The organism is Nonomuraea cavernae (assembly GCF_014646355.1).
In the GTDB taxonomy this organism is placed as follows: Bacteria; Actinomycetota; Actinomycetes; order Streptosporangiales; family Streptosporangiaceae; genus Nonomuraea; species Nonomuraea cavernae.
On the sequence record NZ_BMNH01000008.1, the window covers coordinates 203,089 to 218,901 of the forward strand.

14 protein-coding genes are annotated in these 15,813 nt (G+C 71.5%); 3 read left to right on the forward strand and 11 right to left on the reverse strand.

Annotated elements, in window-relative coordinates:
* The first annotated feature begins 25 nt into the window (after nt 1-25).
* A complete protein-coding gene (locus IEY82_RS16465) occupies nt 26-1,477 on the forward strand; it encodes a sugar transferase (protein WP_189124994.1) in 1,452 nt (483 codons plus the stop codon).
* Here the strand turns inward: IEY82_RS16465 and IEY82_RS16470 are convergent, their stop codons facing one another.
* Genes IEY82_RS16470 through IEY82_RS16495 form a run of 6 tightly spaced genes read right to left on the reverse strand, consistent with a single transcriptional unit; the run spans nt 1,478 to nt 9,406 of the window.
* Nucleotides 1,478-2,338, reverse strand: a complete 861-nt coding sequence (locus tag IEY82_RS16470; RefSeq protein WP_189124995.1) for a beta-1,6-N-acetylglucosaminyltransferase — start codon at nt 2,336-2,338, stop codon at nt 1,478-1,480.
* Complete coding sequence (locus tag IEY82_RS16475) at nt 2,335-3,468, reverse strand: glycosyl hydrolase (protein WP_189124996.1); 1,134 nt, start codon at nt 3,466-3,468, stop codon at nt 2,335-2,337. The genes IEY82_RS16470 and IEY82_RS16475 overlap by 4 nt, the downstream gene beginning before the upstream one ends.
* A 9-nt stretch (nt 3,469-3,477) precedes the next feature.
* On the reverse strand, nt 3,478-4,797 hold the full coding sequence (locus tag IEY82_RS16480; protein ID WP_189124997.1) for an RCC1-like domain-containing protein: 1,320 nt from the start codon (nt 4,795-4,797) through the stop codon (nt 3,478-3,480).
* Between the two features lie 3 nt (nt 4,798-4,800).
* Complete coding sequence (locus tag IEY82_RS16485; protein ID WP_225262818.1) at nt 4,801-6,108, reverse strand: hypothetical protein; 1,308 nt, start codon at nt 6,106-6,108, stop codon at nt 4,801-4,803.
* Entirely contained in the window at nt 6,108-7,646 is a 1,539-nt protein-coding gene (locus IEY82_RS16490) for an MATE family efflux transporter (RefSeq protein WP_189124998.1), read from the reverse strand. The genes IEY82_RS16485 and IEY82_RS16490 overlap by 1 nt, the downstream gene beginning before the upstream one ends.
* A complete protein-coding gene (locus IEY82_RS16495) occupies nt 7,643-9,406 on the reverse strand; it encodes a P-loop NTPase family protein (protein WP_189124999.1) in 1,764 nt (587 codons plus the stop codon). Before IEY82_RS16495 ends, IEY82_RS16490 begins: the two co-directional genes overlap by 4 nt.
* 113 nt (nt 9,407-9,519) lie before the next feature.
* Here IEY82_RS16495 and pssD point away from each other — a divergent pair, with 113 nt between their 5' ends.
* Complete coding sequence (pssD, locus tag IEY82_RS16500; protein WP_189125000.1) at nt 9,520-9,981, forward strand: PssD/Cps14F family polysaccharide biosynthesis glycosyltransferase; 462 nt, start codon at nt 9,520-9,522, stop codon at nt 9,979-9,981.
* Entirely contained in the window at nt 9,978-10,490 is a 513-nt protein-coding gene (locus IEY82_RS16505; RefSeq protein WP_225262816.1) for a glycosyltransferase, read from the forward strand. The genes pssD and IEY82_RS16505 overlap by 4 nt, the downstream gene beginning before the upstream one ends.
* A 34-nt stretch (nt 10,491-10,524) precedes the next feature.
* Here IEY82_RS16505 and IEY82_RS16510 read toward each other — a convergent pair whose 3' ends face one another.
* Genes IEY82_RS16510 through IEY82_RS16530 form a run of 5 tightly spaced genes read right to left on the reverse strand, consistent with a single transcriptional unit; the run spans nt 10,525 to nt 15,658 of the window.
* A complete protein-coding gene (locus IEY82_RS16510; RefSeq protein ID WP_189125002.1) occupies nt 10,525-11,454 on the reverse strand; it encodes a glycosyltransferase family 2 protein in 930 nt (309 codons plus the stop codon).
* Nucleotides 11,366-12,262: a Wzz/FepE/Etk N-terminal domain-containing protein gene (locus IEY82_RS16515; protein ID WP_189125003.1), complete on the reverse strand. Its 897-nt coding sequence runs from the start codon at nt 12,260-12,262 to the stop codon at nt 11,366-11,368. Before IEY82_RS16515 ends, IEY82_RS16510 begins: the two co-directional genes overlap by 89 nt.
* Nucleotides 12,250-13,110: a sulfotransferase domain-containing protein gene (locus IEY82_RS16520; RefSeq protein ID WP_189125004.1), complete on the reverse strand. Its 861-nt coding sequence runs from the start codon at nt 13,108-13,110 to the stop codon at nt 12,250-12,252. The genes IEY82_RS16515 and IEY82_RS16520 overlap by 13 nt, the downstream gene beginning before the upstream one ends.
* 11 nt (nt 13,111-13,121) lie before the next feature.
* The gene (locus IEY82_RS16525) at nt 13,122-14,285 is read right to left on the reverse strand and encodes a hypothetical protein (RefSeq protein ID WP_189125005.1); all 1,164 of its coding nucleotides are present in this window, start codon (nt 14,283-14,285) and stop codon (nt 13,122-13,124) included.
* Complete coding sequence (locus IEY82_RS16530) at nt 14,282-15,658, reverse strand: hypothetical protein (RefSeq protein ID WP_225262814.1); 1,377 nt, start codon at nt 15,656-15,658, stop codon at nt 14,282-14,284. The genes IEY82_RS16525 and IEY82_RS16530 overlap by 4 nt, the downstream gene beginning before the upstream one ends.
* Nucleotides 15,659-15,813 lie beyond the last annotated feature (155 nt).

The window sequence follows — 15,813 nt, forward strand, 5'->3', positions numbered from 1 at the left end:
GTGGGGACTGGCACGGCGAGGGAGCATGGGGATTGTCTTCGAAGAGGCCCGTGCCGAAGCACGCCGGTTATCCGGGGTCACGGTCTGGTCTCAACGGTACGTACGCATGGTCGTGGTGGGAGACATACTCTGCGGCCTTCTGGGATTGGGAGGGGTGGTCGTCGCCCGGCAGTTGCTGGGCTATATCGCACCGTGGGAAATAGTGCTTTCCGCCTCGATTGCAGCGGTTTGGCCGTTAGTGGTGCGATTGACCGGTGGATACGATGTTCGTTCACTGGGCGAAGGGGCGGAGGAATACCGCAGCATTCTGCGCGGGGTGGCCATGCTGGCCTCCTCGGTCGCCATCATCGCCTACGCGACGCAGACGCCCGTCGCCCGCGGCATCGTGATGATCGGCATTCCGCTCGCCGGCCTGGCCAATCTGATCTTCAGATACGCCATGCGCAAACACCTGCACCGCCAGCGCTACGACGGCGTCTGCATGCGACGCGTGGTCGTCGTCGGTCACTGGGTGAGCGTGCTGGAACTGCACCGGTCGTTCAGCCGTAAGCCGCATCACGGAATGAAGATCGTCGCCGCCTGTGTTCCGACGCCGAACCAGGCGACGTTGCCCAGCCAGTTCGACGGCTTCCCGGTGATGGGCGACTTCTCCAACGTGCACGAGGTCGTGCGGTCGGTCGACGCCGACACCGTCGCCGTGCTGTCGTGCCCCGAGTTCGACGGGACGGCCCTTCGCCGACTGGCCTGGCGGCTTGAGGAGGCGGGCACCGACCTCTATGTCGCCTCCGCGCTGATGGAGGTGGCCGGGCCGCGCATCAACATCCGGCCGGTGGCCGGGCTGCCGCTCCTGCACGTGGCCCATCCGGACCTCAACGGCGCGCGGCAGGCCATCAAGGCGGTCTTCGACCGGATCGTGGCCCTCGTGAGCATGCTGACGCTGGTGCCGGTGCTGTTCGCGGTGTTCGTCGCGATCCGGTTCACCAGCCGTGGGCCCGCGCTGTTCAGGCAGACGCGGGTCGGCAAGGACGGCAGGGAGTTCGTCATCTACAAGTTCCGCACGATGGTGCAGGACGCCGAGCGCTCGCGATGCGAGTTGGCCGGCCTGGACGAGGGCAACGGCGTGCTGTTCAAAATTCGGAACGATCCAAGGATCACCAGGATCGGCGCCATGCTCCGGCGCTACTCGGTCGACGAGTTGCCCCAGCTGCTGAACGTCCTGCGCGGCGACATGTCGCTGGTCGGGCCACGGCCGCCGCTGCCGGAGGAGGTCCAGAAGTACGGCGACGACGTGCGCAGGCGGCTGCTGGTGAAGCCGGGCATCACCGGCCTGTGGCAGGTGAGCGGCCGATCCGATCTGAGCTGGGAGGAGTCGGTGCGACTGGACCTGCGCTACGTCGAGAACTGGTCGCTCATCCTGGATCTGCAGATCCTGTGGAAGACCTGGTCGACGGTGCTGCGCGGCACCGGCGCCTACTGATCACCCGCTGCGCTCCTCGGCCAGCGCGTCGAGCAGGTCGGGCACCTCCGGGTGTCCGGCCGCGTCGAGCTTCCTGGCGAAGAAGGCGTCGCTCGCCACGAGGAGGTCGCGATGCCCGGCGGTGATGGTCTGCGGGTGCTTCGAGCGGGGCGTCCACCTGATGAAGCGCTTGCTGTCGTTGCGGACCAGCTCGGGCGGAAGCGTGTTCAGCGCCATGCTCGCGACGAAGCACTCGTCGGGAATGGGCGCGTGACGCAGGTAGCGCAACAGCCGGTCGGAGAGCGGGGTCGCCTCCAGCATGCCGTCGACCGCGTCCCCGGACAGGTTGAACCACATGTCCCCCACGTAGAGCCGCACTCCGTCGCGGTAGGGATGGCGGCGGGCGACGGGCAGCGGCACCGAGCGAGCGCTGAACGGCAGCCGCCGCCGGTGGAGGTAGCGCCGTCGCGTCAGCTCCTGCCACGGATGGACGTCGTCGGCGGGGTCGCCGTCGGCCCGGAAGTGACGGAGATAGGCGTGGGCCGGCGTGACGGCCAGCTCGTTCTCGATGTCGCGCATGGTGCGGATCGGATAGTCCTGGCCTGACACCAGCAGGGCCCACGACAGGTCGGGAACGTTCGCGCGCACCCAGCCGAGCGCCCGCCACTGCGCCCGTACGAGCGAGAGCCGGCCCCAGCGGCACGGCTCCGGGTCGGGGATCACCGCGACGTCGGAGGACGGCCGCAGGGTCAGCGGCTCCCCGGTCGGGTCGTGGTGGACCACGGCGAGCGTGTTGGCGCCCGTGGTGACGCGCCGGACGAGCCGCGCGACCTGGGCGGGGTCGCGGTGCGACAGGATGATCACGGCGACGGTACCGCTCATGGACCGGACCGCTCCTTTCGGCGGAGGGCGGGAGCGCGACGGCCGGCGGGTGTACGGCGGCCGGTACGGCGGTTGGCGTAGGCGCGGCCGAAGAGACCGGTCATCCGCCGCCAGAGGTTCGCCAGGATGGCGCCGGAATCCTCGGGCAGCCGGCAGTCGCCGAGGTCGCACGGGCTCTTGGCCGAGTAGCCGGGATCGGTGGCCATGGCCCGCCACGCGGCCAGCGAATCAGGGGTGCCGGCGACGTCGAAGTCGCAGGCGGGCGCGGCGCCGCCCAGGTTGCGCGCGTCCCAGGACAGCAGCGCGCGATACTGCTCGTAGCCCGGGCCGAGGAACATTTTCCTGGCCGCGTTCAGCCACTCCGCCCGGCGGCCGGGGCGTTCGGGGTCCTCGACCGAGCCCCACTCCAGCAGCATCAGGCCCTTGTCCGGATGCAGCGCGCCGAAGCGCCGTTGTCCTTCGACCACCTCGGCCGGCTCCGCCCAGCGGCCCTTCGGGTTGTCGCAGGTGTAGCCGTTGTAGGAGTCGGCCGCGATGTGGTCGACGTACGCGTCGCCCGGATAGAACAGGCTCGCCGCCGTTCGGTCCGTGCGGTCGAAGGCGACAGAGGTGACGGTCCACACGTAACGCGCGTTCGTCACGCCCCGCGCGCGCTGGACGTCGACGACCTTGCGCCAGGCGTCGACGAAGTCGGCGCCCTCGCCCATCGCCCGGGAGCCCTTGGCCTCGGGTTCGTGGCTGAAGGTGAAGTAGACGATCGCGCCGAAGTCCTTGATCTGCGAAGCCTGCCGGACCAGGTCCTGGTAGAGCGGGTCCCCGGGGCGGGAGTCGGCGATGTCGCGCCAGCGGATCGGGCTGCCGTCGCCGCGCCGCGACTTCACCGACACGAAGACCGTGTGCCCGGTATCGCGCGCCCAGATCTCGTCGGCGTCGAAGAGCGTCCAGTCCCACCTCTTGAAGACGCGGACGCCGGCCAGCGGCACGCCGGTCTCACTCTCGCGCCGCTCGATCTCCGCGCGGCTCTGCCCGACCGCGCCGAGCATGAGCCTGCGTTCGCCCACCGGTACGGCGCAGGCCCCCGGCACGACGACGGCCACGGCCATCAGGACGACGACTCCGGCGCTCCGCACGACGGCCTCCTAGGGTGTGTCGTCCAGGAGAAGCAGCAGATGCCGTTCTCCGGCCGCGGCGGTCAGGGCCCTCTCGGGCCGGTCGTTGTCCAGGACCACGACGGGTCCCGGCTGGCTGCGCGGCACCCGGTCACCCGAGCCCAGCTGCCCCTTGCCGTTGGCCCCCCAGGTGCGCACCGTCCCGTCGTCGAGGATCGCCGCTCCGTACGCCTCTCCCGCGTAGACCTGGTGGACGCCTCGGAGGACCTCGCCGTTGGTGCCCACCATCTGCGCCGGCGTCGTCCGGAGCTCGGTCGTGCCGTCGCCGAGCTGTCCGGCCGTGTTGTTGCCCCAGGCCACGACGGTCCGGTCGCGCAGGATCGCGAAGTTGTGCTTCTCGGCCGCGGCCATCGAGATGACCCCCGAGAGGGCCGCCCTGCCGCCCGGCCCGGAGACCATCGCGGGCACGAGCCTGGTCTCCGTGTCGCCCGACCCGAGCTGGCCCATGTCGTTGTAGCCCCAGGAGACCAGGTGACCGTCCTGCAGCAGGGCGAGCCCGTGCTGGCCGCCCATGGCGATGGCCGTGACTCCCGTGAGCCGGTCGGCGCCGTCGACCCCGCGCACGGGCACCGGCAGGGACCGGCTCTTCGTGGTGCCGTCGCCCAGCATGCCGTAGTTGTTGGCGCCCCAGGCCACGACCGAGCCGTCCTTGAGCAGCGCCAGCTCGGTGCGGCCGTCCGCGGAGACGGCGGTGACGTCCTTCAGCGGCCCGTCGCCGTCCTGGTTCTTCACGGTCGTCGGGGTGAGCGGCGCGTCGCGCGTGCCGATGCCGCGTTGTCCCGCGTCGCCCTTGCCCCAGGTGACCACGGTCCCGTCGGACAGCAGCGCCATGGAGAAGTCGCTGTTGGCGGAGACGGCGACCGCGCCGCTCAGCCGTCCGGCCCCGCCGTCGGCGGCCCGGACGGGCACCGGCCGGTCGCTGGAGGTGGTCGTGCCGTCGCCGAGCTGGCCCAGGTCGTTGGCGCCCCAGGCCACGACGGACCCGTCGCTGGTCACCGCGATCGAGTGCCGGCCACCGGCCGCCAGGGCCACGACGTCGTCCAGCGTCTTTCGGCCGTCGATCCCGGTGACCTTGTCCAGGCCGGAGGAGATCTCGGCCGATTCGCGGCCCAGTTGCCCGTCGGCGTTCCAGCCCGCCGTCCAGACCCCTCCCGCCGTTCTCGGCGTGGCCCGGTCGCCGCCGGCGGGCGGCGTCGGCACGACCGCCCGCTCCGTCGCGTGCGGCGATCCGCAGGCGCCGGCGAGGGCCGCGCACAGCGCCAGGCCGAGGAGGACGCGTCGGCCGGCCATGGCTCAGCCCTCCCTGACGCAGGCGAACAGGTGCCGGGCGTAGTTGCCGGCGTAGGGAGGGACCGCGTCCACGTCCGGGCCGAGATCCACGATCCTGGTGAAGGACGTGTTGGACCGGAGGAACTCCGCGATCGTGGCCGGGTTCCAGCCGGCCAGCGATTCGTGGAACCACGCCTCGTTGTCCTGACCGGTGTCGAGGAACAGGACCTCCCCCGTCACCTTGTCGAGGAGCTTGACCAGCTGCTCGGGCCCGACCGACGCCCTGCCCAGGATGAAGTGGTGCAGCAGGCTGAAGCAGGACACGACGTCCCAGGTGCGGTCGGTGTCGCGCAGCACGTCGACCGCGTCCCCGGTGCGGACCGCGCCGTCGGGCAGGCCGTACACCGCCTTGCCCAGGGGCACGGCCAGCGGATCCCGCTCGATGCCGTGCGCCTCGAAGCCCAGCTCGCCCATCCGCGAGACGAACCAGCCGTAGCAACTCGCCACGTCGAGGTAGCCGCGTCCCCGTCCTTCCCCGGCGAACGCGCGCATCTTCTCCAGCCGGTCGGTGCAGGCCCGCACGGTCGGCCAGCCACCCGCGAGCTCGGGGGCGGAGATCGGCTGGTACAGCTCCCGGGTGCCGTCGAGCCAGCTCATCCTGCGCAGGTGGTCCTGCAGGGGCGTGGTGACGGGCAGCTTCTTGACGACGACGGAAGCGGTCGGCTCGCCCCGCACCACCGCGCTGGCCAGCCGGTGGTGGCCGTCGAGGATCTGGTAGTGGTCGGACCAGCGGATGGGCGCCACCAGCACCGGATCGTCCGGCCTGCTCTGGAACGTCCGGGCGGGTTGCGGTGTCGCGTCTCCGGCGTGCCGCAGCAGGTAGGAGCGGGCCGTCTCCAGGATGCCGGCGTCGTCGCGCGCGCCGAAGTAGTGGCCGCCGCTGCCGATGGCCCGCCTCGCGAGCGCGCCGTACGGGGAGTCGAGGATCGCCTCGTCGGCCGGATCGCCCCCGGCGGCCTCGGCCAGCCGCAGCAGCGCGACGTGCGGCCCTTCGGCGATGGGGGTCGAGCACCACAGCAGGTCGCCGACGGCCCCGCTGAAGTCGGCGCCCGACATGCCGTTCTGCGCGCCGAGCAGCAACCGGTCCAGCGGCACCTCGACCATCTCGCGCTGCCGCAGGAAGGCGGTGGACAGCCCGGTCCGTACCCGGTGCGGCAAGGGGATGGCCCGCGCGGCCGACACGAGGCGCTCCTGCGCCCCGGGGTCGGCCAGCCTGCGTAACACGGCCCGGGAGCGCCGCCGCAGGGCGCGAAGTCGGCTGAGGGACGGCATCAGATCTCCTTGACGGTGGACAGCGCGGAAGCCTCGCGCACGCGCCGGGGCAGCAGGGCCGACAGGGCGGTGAGAGCGACGTGGCCGCGGATCTTCCAGAGCAGCGCGACATAGACCACGACGGACAGCGCGATGGCGGCGTACCAGAGAGCCGGGGCCGAGGTGGCGCCGCGCACCGCGAGCAGGGGCACGGCGAAGCACAGCGAGGTCGCCGCCACGGCCCACCCCAGGCCCGGGCTGAACGGCGTCATCCTCATGGACAGGCGTACCTGCGCGTAGGAGAGCACGTTGCGCGCCACGACCGCGGCGGCGCGGGCCAGCGCGGCGCCGGTCAGCCCCCACGAGGGGATGAGCAGCGCGCCGAGACCGATCTGGACGGCGAGCGAGGCCATCGTGTACGTGAGGCTCAGCCCGCTGCGCCCGCTCATCAGCAGCATCGTGTCGACCGGGCCGGCCGCGGTCGCGACCAGCATGGCGACCGACAGGATGATCACCGTCACCTCGCCGGCCGACCTGTACTCGGCGCCGAAGACCAGCAGGTAGGCCGGCGCCGCGACCGCGGTGACCAGGTAGACCGGCCAGGCCAGCAGCACCGACCAGATCGTCGTCACCCTGAACGTCTCGCGCACCTGCGGCCAGTCCTCCAGCGCGAGCTGGCGGCTGACGATCGGCTGCATGACCTGCTGCACGGCCTGGCTGCTGAGCTGCCCGAACACCACGAACCTGGTGGCCGCGGTGTAGACGGCGGCGTCCAGTGGAGAGCTCAACGCGGCGATCATCACGATGTCGACCCGCTGGAACGCGGTCTGGCACACCCGGGAGACCGCCCGGAACGAGGTGAACCGCCAGAACTCGCCGGCGATCTCCCGCACCGGCGGCGACTCGCCGGTCGCCCGGCGGTGCAGCCGGCCGTACACGACGGCGGCGGCCACCAGCGAGGGCAGGTACGGCAGCGCCCACATCAGCCCCAGCAGGCTCGGATCGGTGGTGAACCGGGAGACCACCAGGATGCCGGCGATCTGGCCCAGCGGGCGGCCGATGCGGTCGATGATCACGGTGGGCCGCATCCGCCCGTGCCCGCGGGTGGCGGAGAGCAGGACGTTGCCGACGGCCGAGATCGGCAGGAAGACCGCCAGCAGCCGGAGCATGGCCACGGTCTCGGCCGCCCGGTCCGCGGCGATCAGGTCGCCGATCCAGGGAGCGACGGCGAACATGACGGCCGCCGTCACGACCGAGACGACCAGCACCGGGACCAGGGCCACCATGACGGTTCTGGCCGCGCTCCTGGAGCGCTCCAGCGCCAGGTGGCGCGGCACCCACAGGCCGAGCCCCACGTCCGTGCCGAGCTCGCCGACGGCGCCCAGGATGATGAAGACCGACGAGGCGGCGAAGAACGCGCCCGTGACGTCCAGGGGGTAGGCCGCCGCGACCACCACGACCAGCGCGAACTGCGCCACGCCGGTCACGGCCGCGCCCACCAGGTTGAGCGAGCCACCGCGCGCGAGCGCCGAGAGGTTGCCGCCGGCGGTCCCCGTCATCGAGCGTTGCCGGTCTTCGCGGGCAGGTTGTCCGAGACGACGTTGTCCGAGACGACGGGGAAGGTGACCGTGGCGGAGGTCGCGTCGTCGGCCACCTCGTGCGCGGGTGGCGGCTGCGCCGCGAAGCCGTCGTCGCGTTCGTCGCGTTCGTCGCGTTCGTCGAGGGAGACGTAGCCGGGGGCCTCGTTCTTCGGCGTGACGGGCGCCTGGCGGGTGCCTCTCGGAAGCGGGGGGCTCATCGGCCGCTCGGCGGTCAGCGCCCGCCCGGCCGCCCTGACCGCCTTGCGCGTGGGCGGTCTGACGACCACCGCGCCGATGACCTCGATGTCGGACTGGTGCGCGAGGAGGTAGGCGTCGAGCAGGTCGCGCCTCCTGGTCGTCTTCGCCGTCACGACGATCACGGCGTAGTCGGCGACCATGCACACCGCCCGGCCGTCGGGGTCGCTGAGCGCCGGGCCGTTGAGCAGCAGGAAGTCGGCCTGCTGGCGGAGCCGCCCGACGGTCTTCATCAGCAGGCGGCCGGGCAGGCGGTCGCCCGCCCGCGCGAGGTCGGTGCCCTGCGGCAGCACGCTCAGCTGGTCGTCGTAGGGCGCCAGCATGTCCTTCGGCTCGCCGGCCCGGTCGAGGACCTCGCGCAGCCCCTTGGCCTCGGTCATCCCGAACAGGGCCGACGCGCTGGGCACGGCGCTGTGGTTGGCGTCGATCAGGATCGTCCGGCCGCCGGTGTTGGCCAGGCCGACGCCGAGTTGGGCGGCCACCCGCGCCGACTCGTCGCGCGTTGAGACGCCCGCGACCAGGATCGCCGAGCGCGGGCGGCTCATCCGGGTGATGACGGCCGTGCGCAGGCCCCGGTTGGCCTGGCCGGTGATCGTCGCCGCGTCGAGCAGCGCGGCCGGGTGCGGCGGTCCGTCGAACACGGCCAGCACCGGGACCCCCATCGCGCCGACCGCGGCCGCGTCGCGCAGCCGGTCGGTGGCGCGCTCGCGCGCCATGGCCGCCAGCAGTCCGAGCACGAGACCCGCGAGCAGGCCGCCGGCGCCGTAGAGCCCGATGACGGACGTCAGTGACTCCGAGGAGGTGGACGCCGAGGAGATGACCTGCCCCGGCGAGACCGGGGTGCTGGCCAGGTCGTTGGACTGCTCGTCGAGGACCGCCATCTGGTTGCTCAGTTGCGTGATGCGGTGGGAGAGGTAGTTGCGCCGGGCGGAGGTGAGGGACCGGGACGCGAGCTCGGAGGTCGCCTTCTGGAGGCTGGTGTCGACTTTCTTGGCCTGCTCGGCGAGCTCGGCGAGCTTGTCGTCGAGGATGACTTCGGACCGTTCCCGGCGGAAGGCGAGGTAGGTGGTGGCGAAGGCGGCCGCGCCCTTGCGGGCCTCTTCGGGGTCGCCGGCGGCGAACGAGATCTCCAGCGTCTGGGTGTTGGTCGGGACCTGGACGCTGACGTTGCGGCGCAGCGTGGCGTGGTCGGGGGCGGCGAGCTGGGTGGCGACCCGGGCGACCACGACGTCGGCGGTGACGAGCTGGGTCTCGCTGGCGAGGTTGATCAGGTCGTCGCCGCGCCCTTCGGGGGAGTAGGGGTTGCCGGTCAGCGGGATGATCAGAACGGTCGCCGACGAGACGTGGGTCTGCGGAAGGACGTAGCCGGCGGCGGCGCCCGCGAGGGCGCCCAGCAGGGTGACGGCGATGATGACCAGTTTGTGATGGAGCAGAGCCCCCAGAAAAAGCCTGGACCGTATGGGGGAAATCTGGTCGTCCGCCATCCCCGCCCCCCTTTGCGCGTCCCCAGGCAATGTCGGCACGAAGTTTACCGGAATATGGCCAATGTTCTACTGTGAGCTGAACCTAATCCGGATGTGCGACAAAGCGGGCGGCCGTGGCGGAAGAGCGAAAAGTCTTGCTGGTCGCGTCGAGCGGGGGGCATCTGGCACAGCTGGCCTCCCTTGAGCCGTGGTGGCGAAAATGGCACCGGACCTGGGTGACCTTCGACACCGACGACGCTCGATCGCGGCTGAGGGGCGAGAACGTCGTCTGGGGGCACCACCCCACGACGCGCAATCTGCCCAACCTCGTACGCAATTTTCGGCTGGCCATAAAGCTGCTCCGCCGGGACCGGCCCGCCCTCATCGTCTCGACGGGCGCCGGGGTGGCCTTTCCGTTTTTTCTAATTGCGAAGTTTGTGCGGATTCCAACGGTTTATATCGAGGTGTACGACCGGCTCGACAGCGCCACGCTCACCGGTCGCCTCTGCTCGCCGCTGACCACGCTCTTCCTCGTGCAATGGGAAGAGCAGCTGCGCTTCTACCCGCGTGCGCGAGTGATCGGAGGCCTGCTGTGAGGCGGACGGTCTTCGTCTCGGTGGGCACCGACCACCATGACTTCTCCCGGCTCGTCGGCTGGGCCGACACCTGGGCCGCCGCCCATCGCGACGAGGCGCGCTGCGTCGTCCAGCACGGCACGTCCCGCCCGCCCCGGCACGCCGAGGGGCACGCCTACCTGGAGCACGAGGAGGTCGACCGGCTCATGGCCGAGGCCGCCGTCATCGTGTCGCACGGCGGCCCCACCACGATCGCGGAGGCCAGGCGGCGAGGTGTCAAGCCCATCGTCGTGCCGCGCTCGCCCGTCCTCAACGAGCACGTCGACGACCACCAGCAGCTCTTCTGCGCGCGGCTCGCCGCCTCCGGGCTGATCGCGGTGGCCGGCAGCGAGTCCGAGCTGGGCGCGCTGGTGTCCAGGGCACTCACGCACCGGGCGGAGTTCGCGGCCGAGCACGCCGCCGGCTCCGTCGCGCAGGCAGTCGAACGCTTCGAGGGCTATGTGAACGACCTCTTGAAAGACCGCCGTTAGATTCCCCGCCCAGATTCCCGCCCAGATCCCTCGCCTAGATCCCCCGGCCGAAGGAGTGGGCCGTGCGGAGCAGGAACTCCGGCCGGACCAGGCCGGCGCACATGAGGAAGACGAGGTAGGAGCGCGGCTGACGCCAGTTGCTGCGGAACGTCCGCCACGCCAGGCGGCGGGCGTCGCGCCTGGCCCCCATCGCCGCCAGCGCGAAGGCCTGCCGGCCCATCAGCTTGGCGGCGGCGCGGGGGTCGGCCCGCAGCACGGGATGCTTGCCGGCGAGGTACTCGAGCCCGTCGACGACCATCCGCCAGTCGCGCTGGAAGAAGGACTGCGACCCCCACAGGACGCGTACCAGGGGCTTTCGCACCGCCACGATCGGCCCGGTCGCGGCGGCCCGCAGCATCCAGTCGTAGTCCTCGCCATAGCTGCCCGGAATGTCCTCGTCCACCGGCCCGACGCGGTGCAGGAAGGCGTCCCTGGTCACCAGCACGGTCGACGGATGCGCCTCCATCACCCGGCGTCGGGCCAGCTCGGTCACGGTCAACGCCGTCTCGTCGGCGATCCGTTCCGTCTCCTTGCCGTCGAACAGCACCACGATCCCGCAGACCGCGACCTCGGCGCCGCGTTCGGCGAGCAGGTCGGCCTGGGCGCGGAGCTTGCCGGGCAGCCACACGTCGTCGTCGTCGCAGAAGGCCAGCAAGGTCCCGCTGGACGCGAGCGCCCCGGTGTTGCGCGCTCCCGCCAGGCCGGGGGTCCGGTCGTTGGAGATCACGATCACGCGACGGTGCTCGTCGTCCCGGGCCAGGCCGGGATCCGGCTCGGCCCGGTCGTAGACGACGACGCATTCGATCGGCCCCGGATAGTCCTGGGCGAGGATCGCGTCAAGGGCCTGAGCGAGAAGAGCCGGCCGGTCGCGGGTCGCGACGATCACCGAGACGGGCGGACAGGTCGGGCTCGGGCTCTGGCTCATGCCGTACGGCTCCTTCGGATGGTGCGGGGACTCTGCCGCGACGGTCGCGGAGCATGCCCATGACGACGCCGGCGAGCAGGCCCAGCGCGGCGTACGAGGCCACCGGCACCTCGTTGTTGTCGCGGTCGGGACGCCTGGGCACCGAGGCGGCCCTGACGACCTCGCCGGTGGTCTCGCTCTGCCGCTGGATTCTGGACACCTGGCGTTCGAGCTCGTTGATCTGCCGGATCATCGAGGCCCGCCGGGTGCGGGACGCCGCGTCCCGGCGCACGCTGCCCTTCGACAACGTGTCCAGCCGGACCTCCACGACGCCGATGCGCGACTGCAGGGCTTCGAGCTGGCGCTGGCGGATCCCGGCCACGATCTGCCGCCGCAGGCTCAGGTAGGAGTCGGTCGCCACGATCACGGCGGCGAGGGCCCGCTCGGGATCGCGGTCGCGCACCTGTACGGTGATCAGCCGGCTGTTGGCGGGCACGCTGATCGTGATCGCCTCGGCGGCGCCCTGGCGGTTCACGCCGAGCGCGGCGGCCACCCGGTCCATCACCGGGCTCGACCGCAGCAACTGGGCCTCGGTGTCGATGGTGACGTCGCGTGGCAGCCGCTGATCCGGCTTGCGCTCCAGGCCGGGATGGACGGGCGTGGCCGGCGCGAACACCTGGGTGGAGGCCGTGTAGGTCGGGGGCGTCAGCATGCCCTGGATCAGCCCCGCGCCGGTGCCGGCCGCCACGAGCAGCACGATCGTGATCAGGTGCCGGCGGACGAAGGCGGCGTAGCCGGCCAGGGTGGGGTCGGGGTTCAGCGCCGCCACGGCGGCACCACCCCGAGCAGCCGGGCCAGCCGCTCGTCGTAGGGCAGGAAGTGGGCGTCGAGGTCGCGGCGGACCGACTCGGGCATCGGGGAGCGGGGCCGCGCGTTGTCGCGTCCCAGGGTGGCGGGGCGCCAGCTCGGCAGCCCGAGGAACGCCAGGATGCGGTCGTACTCCCGCTCGAAGCCGGCGAACAGGTCCTCCGCGAAGAGCACGTGCACCCGGTCGCGACCGAAGAGGGTGAAAAGCCGGTCGAGCTGGTCGGCGTAGTGGCCGCGGTCGACGTAGGAGTGGTGGCGGTGGCTGTGGCTGACGTAGCCGGGGTCCGCCTCGATCCGGGCGAGCTCGCCGTCGAGCCGCTGGGGTTCGAGCTCCAGCGCCCGCTCGAACGGCTCGGTCTCGAAGCCTCGGGCCAGCTCGTGCATGTGGGCGGAGTAGGCACGTTCCACCGGGTCGCGCAGCACGACCAGGAGCCGCACCCCCGGGAGGTCCTTGGCGATCCGGCCGGGGGCGAGCGGGTGGTGCATGTAGTAGCCGGCGGACTCGCCCGTCACGGGCGGCGCGGACGCGCGCCGGGTCGCCAGCGCGCGCACCGGGAAGTGGCCCCGATACCAGTGCCTGCCGCGGGGATAGTTGACGTCGAAGTAGTGGACCCCCTTGTGGAACAGCGGCGGGACCACGGCGGGATGGGCCGTCAGCGCGCGCCAGAGCGAGGTGGTGCCCCCTCGCTGGGTGCCCACGAGCAGGAAGCCGGGGAGCATGCGGGCTCGGCTGGTCGCCAGGCCCACCTGGCGGGTCACGGACCGTCCGATCTGCTTGACGAACGGCGGCGCGGACCGGCGCGAGAGCATCTCGTCCCCTTTCAGCTGGTGGTCGTGTGGCGGTCGAGCAGATCGAGGAGGGCGTCGGCCTGCGCCCGCAGCGGGGCGCCGATGCTGCCCCTGCTGGCCACGAGGTAGCGCGCGCACAGCTCGGCCAGATAGAGGCTCAGCGTCGTCGAGGCCGCCGGGCCCTTCAGGCCGAACGGCGCCAGCACGGACGGCGTGTCGCCGGACCACACCCGCTGGACGGTCCAGGAGGTGGTGGGCCCGATCTGCTGGAGCGCGTAGTGCAGGGCGTCGAATCCCACGGGCACGGCCTGGGCGAATCTCTCCCAGTCCCACAGGTGCAGCACGTCGCGTTGCCAGGCCATGTTCCACGGGGTCCAGTCGCCGTGCCAGGCGCCGTAGGACAGCCGGACGCCGCCGTGCCGTTCGCCGAGCCGGTCGAGCACGGCGGCCAGCCGGGAGGCGGCCTCGCCGTCGGGCAGCAGGTCCGGCGTCGCCGTGAGACCGTTCCAGAACGGGCTGCCGGCCAGCTCCGCGGTGGTGGCGGTGATCGAGGCCAGCTCCGCCATCGCTCCCACGGGCATCTCGTCGCGGGGCCGCCACCGGCGCACGCCGCTCGACAACACCGACATCACCAGGGCGTCGACCGTGCCCCACGACTCGTACGCGATCAGCTGGGGGGTCCTGATCCCGCGCGGCGGGCAGGCCGACAGGGTGCGGAGCGCGTCGGCCTCGGCGGCGATCAGCGCGCGGGCGACGTCGGTGTCACCGATCTTGACGAACGCCAGCGACCGGCCCGACGGGGTCAGCGCCTGCAGGACCGGTTTACGGTTGGCGCGTTCGTTCCCGATCGTCACGCTGACCACGACGGGCTGCCCCAGCAGGTCGCTCAGCCGGTCCTGCACGGAGGGCCCGTCAGCGGGGCCGACGCGGACCCGGTCGGGCAGGAGGCGCTGCGGAAGGCCGGTGCGCAGCGCGAGCGACAGCAGGCCGCGGCCGAGGCGCGCACGCGGGCCGAGGTCGTGGCTGAAACGGCGGAGCGCGGCGCCGGCCGCCCGGGGAGCGCCGAGCGGCAGCAGGATCCGCGCCTCGCGCGCGTTGGGCAGGAACACCAGCTGCCCGCCGCGGCGGTGTACGTGGCTCACGTCGCTGCCCGGCCACAGGCGGGAGACGGTCTCGGTCCAGGCGCCGGCCGTCATCGGACCTCCGTGCCGGATCGCTCCCGGCGCCACATCAGGGCCAGGGCGATCATGACGGTGTAGAGGGGGGCGTCCAGCAGGTCGTAGATCAGCAGGAACACCGCGAAGCTCAGCAGCACGCAGCACCCCGCGATGCTGACGCGGTCGGGATCTCGCCAGTGCGTGGCGAAGCGTCTGACGAGGAAGCCGAGGAAGCACGCGGCCCCGACGAAACCGTGCGCGAAGATCAGGTACCACAGGCTGCCCTGCGTGCCGAGCGGCGGCACGCCACAGCCCTTGCAGCCGGGACGCTCACCGCCTCCCACGGACGCGAAGCTGCCCTGCAGGTCACGGGTGGAGCCGAATCCCACGACGGGTGAGCCGATCGCGGCGCTCTCCGTCGTCACCACGTAGAGCTGCCCGCGCCGGTCGTTGCTGTGCGGGGTGTCGAGCCGCTGCTGGAACAGCGCCTTGAGCGGTGAGCCGGTGACCAGCAGCAACAGGGCGACGGCCCCGCCCACGGCGAATCGGAGGGCCCACCGGTTGCCCTTGTGGACGTAGCGGAGCGTCAGGTACGCCGCGGCGAGCCCCAGCACCGCCCACAGCCCCCTGTTGAGCGAGTAGATCACCGGGAACAGGGAGAGCAGCAGGCCCGAGACCAGCAGCACCCGCCGCCAGCGTGGCTTCCGGCCGGTGTTGGCCAGGAGGAAGAACGGCAGGTAGAGCGCCAGGTTGGCGCCCCACGAATTCGCGTAGGCGAAGGGCGCGATGGGCCGCGACTCCTCGTAACCGAGGAATGTGGTCAAAGTGGCAGCTTTAGGATGAATAAGGCTGGAAATAAGGTCGTTCCGGGTCAGGCTTTTGGGCAGCACCAATTCCAGGAGCGACGGAAACTCCAGGTGCGGCGCCAGAATGCCCACCAGCCCGCCCACCACCGTCACCACGAACATGAAGCCCAGCAGCCTGATCACCCGCGCCCTCGGGAGCTCCTCCTCGGTGAGGTTTCCCACGTACAGCAGCACGACGGTGATCGCGAGGTACCACCCGCAGCGGTAGCCGAAGACGAGCAGCCTGCTCAGCTCGCCCCCGGGCACGCCGTAAGGCGCGTCGGCGAACAGCGTCAGGCCGCCGATCAGCATCCAGACCAGGAAGAACAGCCACAGCGCGAAGCCGCGGGGGGCGCGCACCACCGGACGGCGCCGGAGCGCGACGGCCATCGGGACGGCCATGATCAGGAAGATGAACGTGCTGAGCCCGGTGACCCACCAGAGGGGGAAGCCGAGGAAGATCACGCTCAGCGGCCAGCCGGGACGGAGCCGGGGAGGACTGCGCCGCGACGCGAGGGCGAGCGGTCCGGAGGCCGGAAGCGGGCCACCTACCGCAATGTCCGCCATTTGTGACATGTCCCTCGAAGTGCGCGTTGTTGGTGATGGGCCGCGTCCATAGTGAGGGCATCCGTCCCGAGGTGCAAGAGGGCAGTGATCGTCGTTCCGGTAGGGAAAAGGTGGCAAAAATTGCCTCATGCCACAGAGCTTGGAACGTGTCATAC

What these genes read in the sequence shown, in the direction of transcription:
- IEY82_RS16465 (WP_189124994.1), top strand. Translation starts at nt 26, where the DNA reads ATGGGGATTGTCTTCGAAGAGGCCCGTGCCGAAGCACGCCGGTTATCC.
- IEY82_RS16470 (WP_189124995.1), bottom strand. Translation starts at nt 2,338, where the DNA reads ATGAGCGGTACCGTCGCCGTGATCATCCTGTCGCACCGCGACCCCGCC.
- IEY82_RS16480 (WP_189124997.1), bottom strand. Translation starts at nt 4,797, where the DNA reads ATGGCCGGCCGACGCGTCCTCCTCGGCCTGGCGCTGTGCGCGGCCCTC.
- IEY82_RS16485 (WP_225262818.1), bottom strand. Translation starts at nt 6,108, where the DNA reads ATGCCGTCCCTCAGCCGACTTCGCGCCCTGCGGCGGCGCTCCCGGGCC.
- IEY82_RS16490 (WP_189124998.1), bottom strand. Translation starts at nt 7,646, where the DNA reads ATGACGGGGACCGCCGGCGGCAACCTCTCGGCGCTCGCGCGCGGTGGC.
- IEY82_RS16495 (WP_189124999.1), bottom strand. Translation starts at nt 9,406, where the DNA reads ATGGCGGACGACCAGATTTCCCCCATACGGTCCAGGCTTTTTCTGGGG.
- IEY82_RS16510 (WP_189125002.1), bottom strand. Translation starts at nt 11,454, where the DNA reads ATGAGCCAGAGCCCGAGCCCGACCTGTCCGCCCGTCTCGGTGATCGTC.
- IEY82_RS16520 (WP_189125004.1), bottom strand. Translation starts at nt 13,110, where the DNA reads ATGCTCTCGCGCCGGTCCGCGCCGCCGTTCGTCAAGCAGATCGGACGG.
- IEY82_RS16525 (WP_189125005.1), bottom strand. Translation starts at nt 14,285, where the DNA reads ATGACGGCCGGCGCCTGGACCGAGACCGTCTCCCGCCTGTGGCCGGGC.
- IEY82_RS16530 (WP_225262814.1), bottom strand. Translation starts at nt 15,658, where the DNA reads ATGGCGGACATTGCGGTAGGTGGCCCGCTTCCGGCCTCCGGACCGCTC.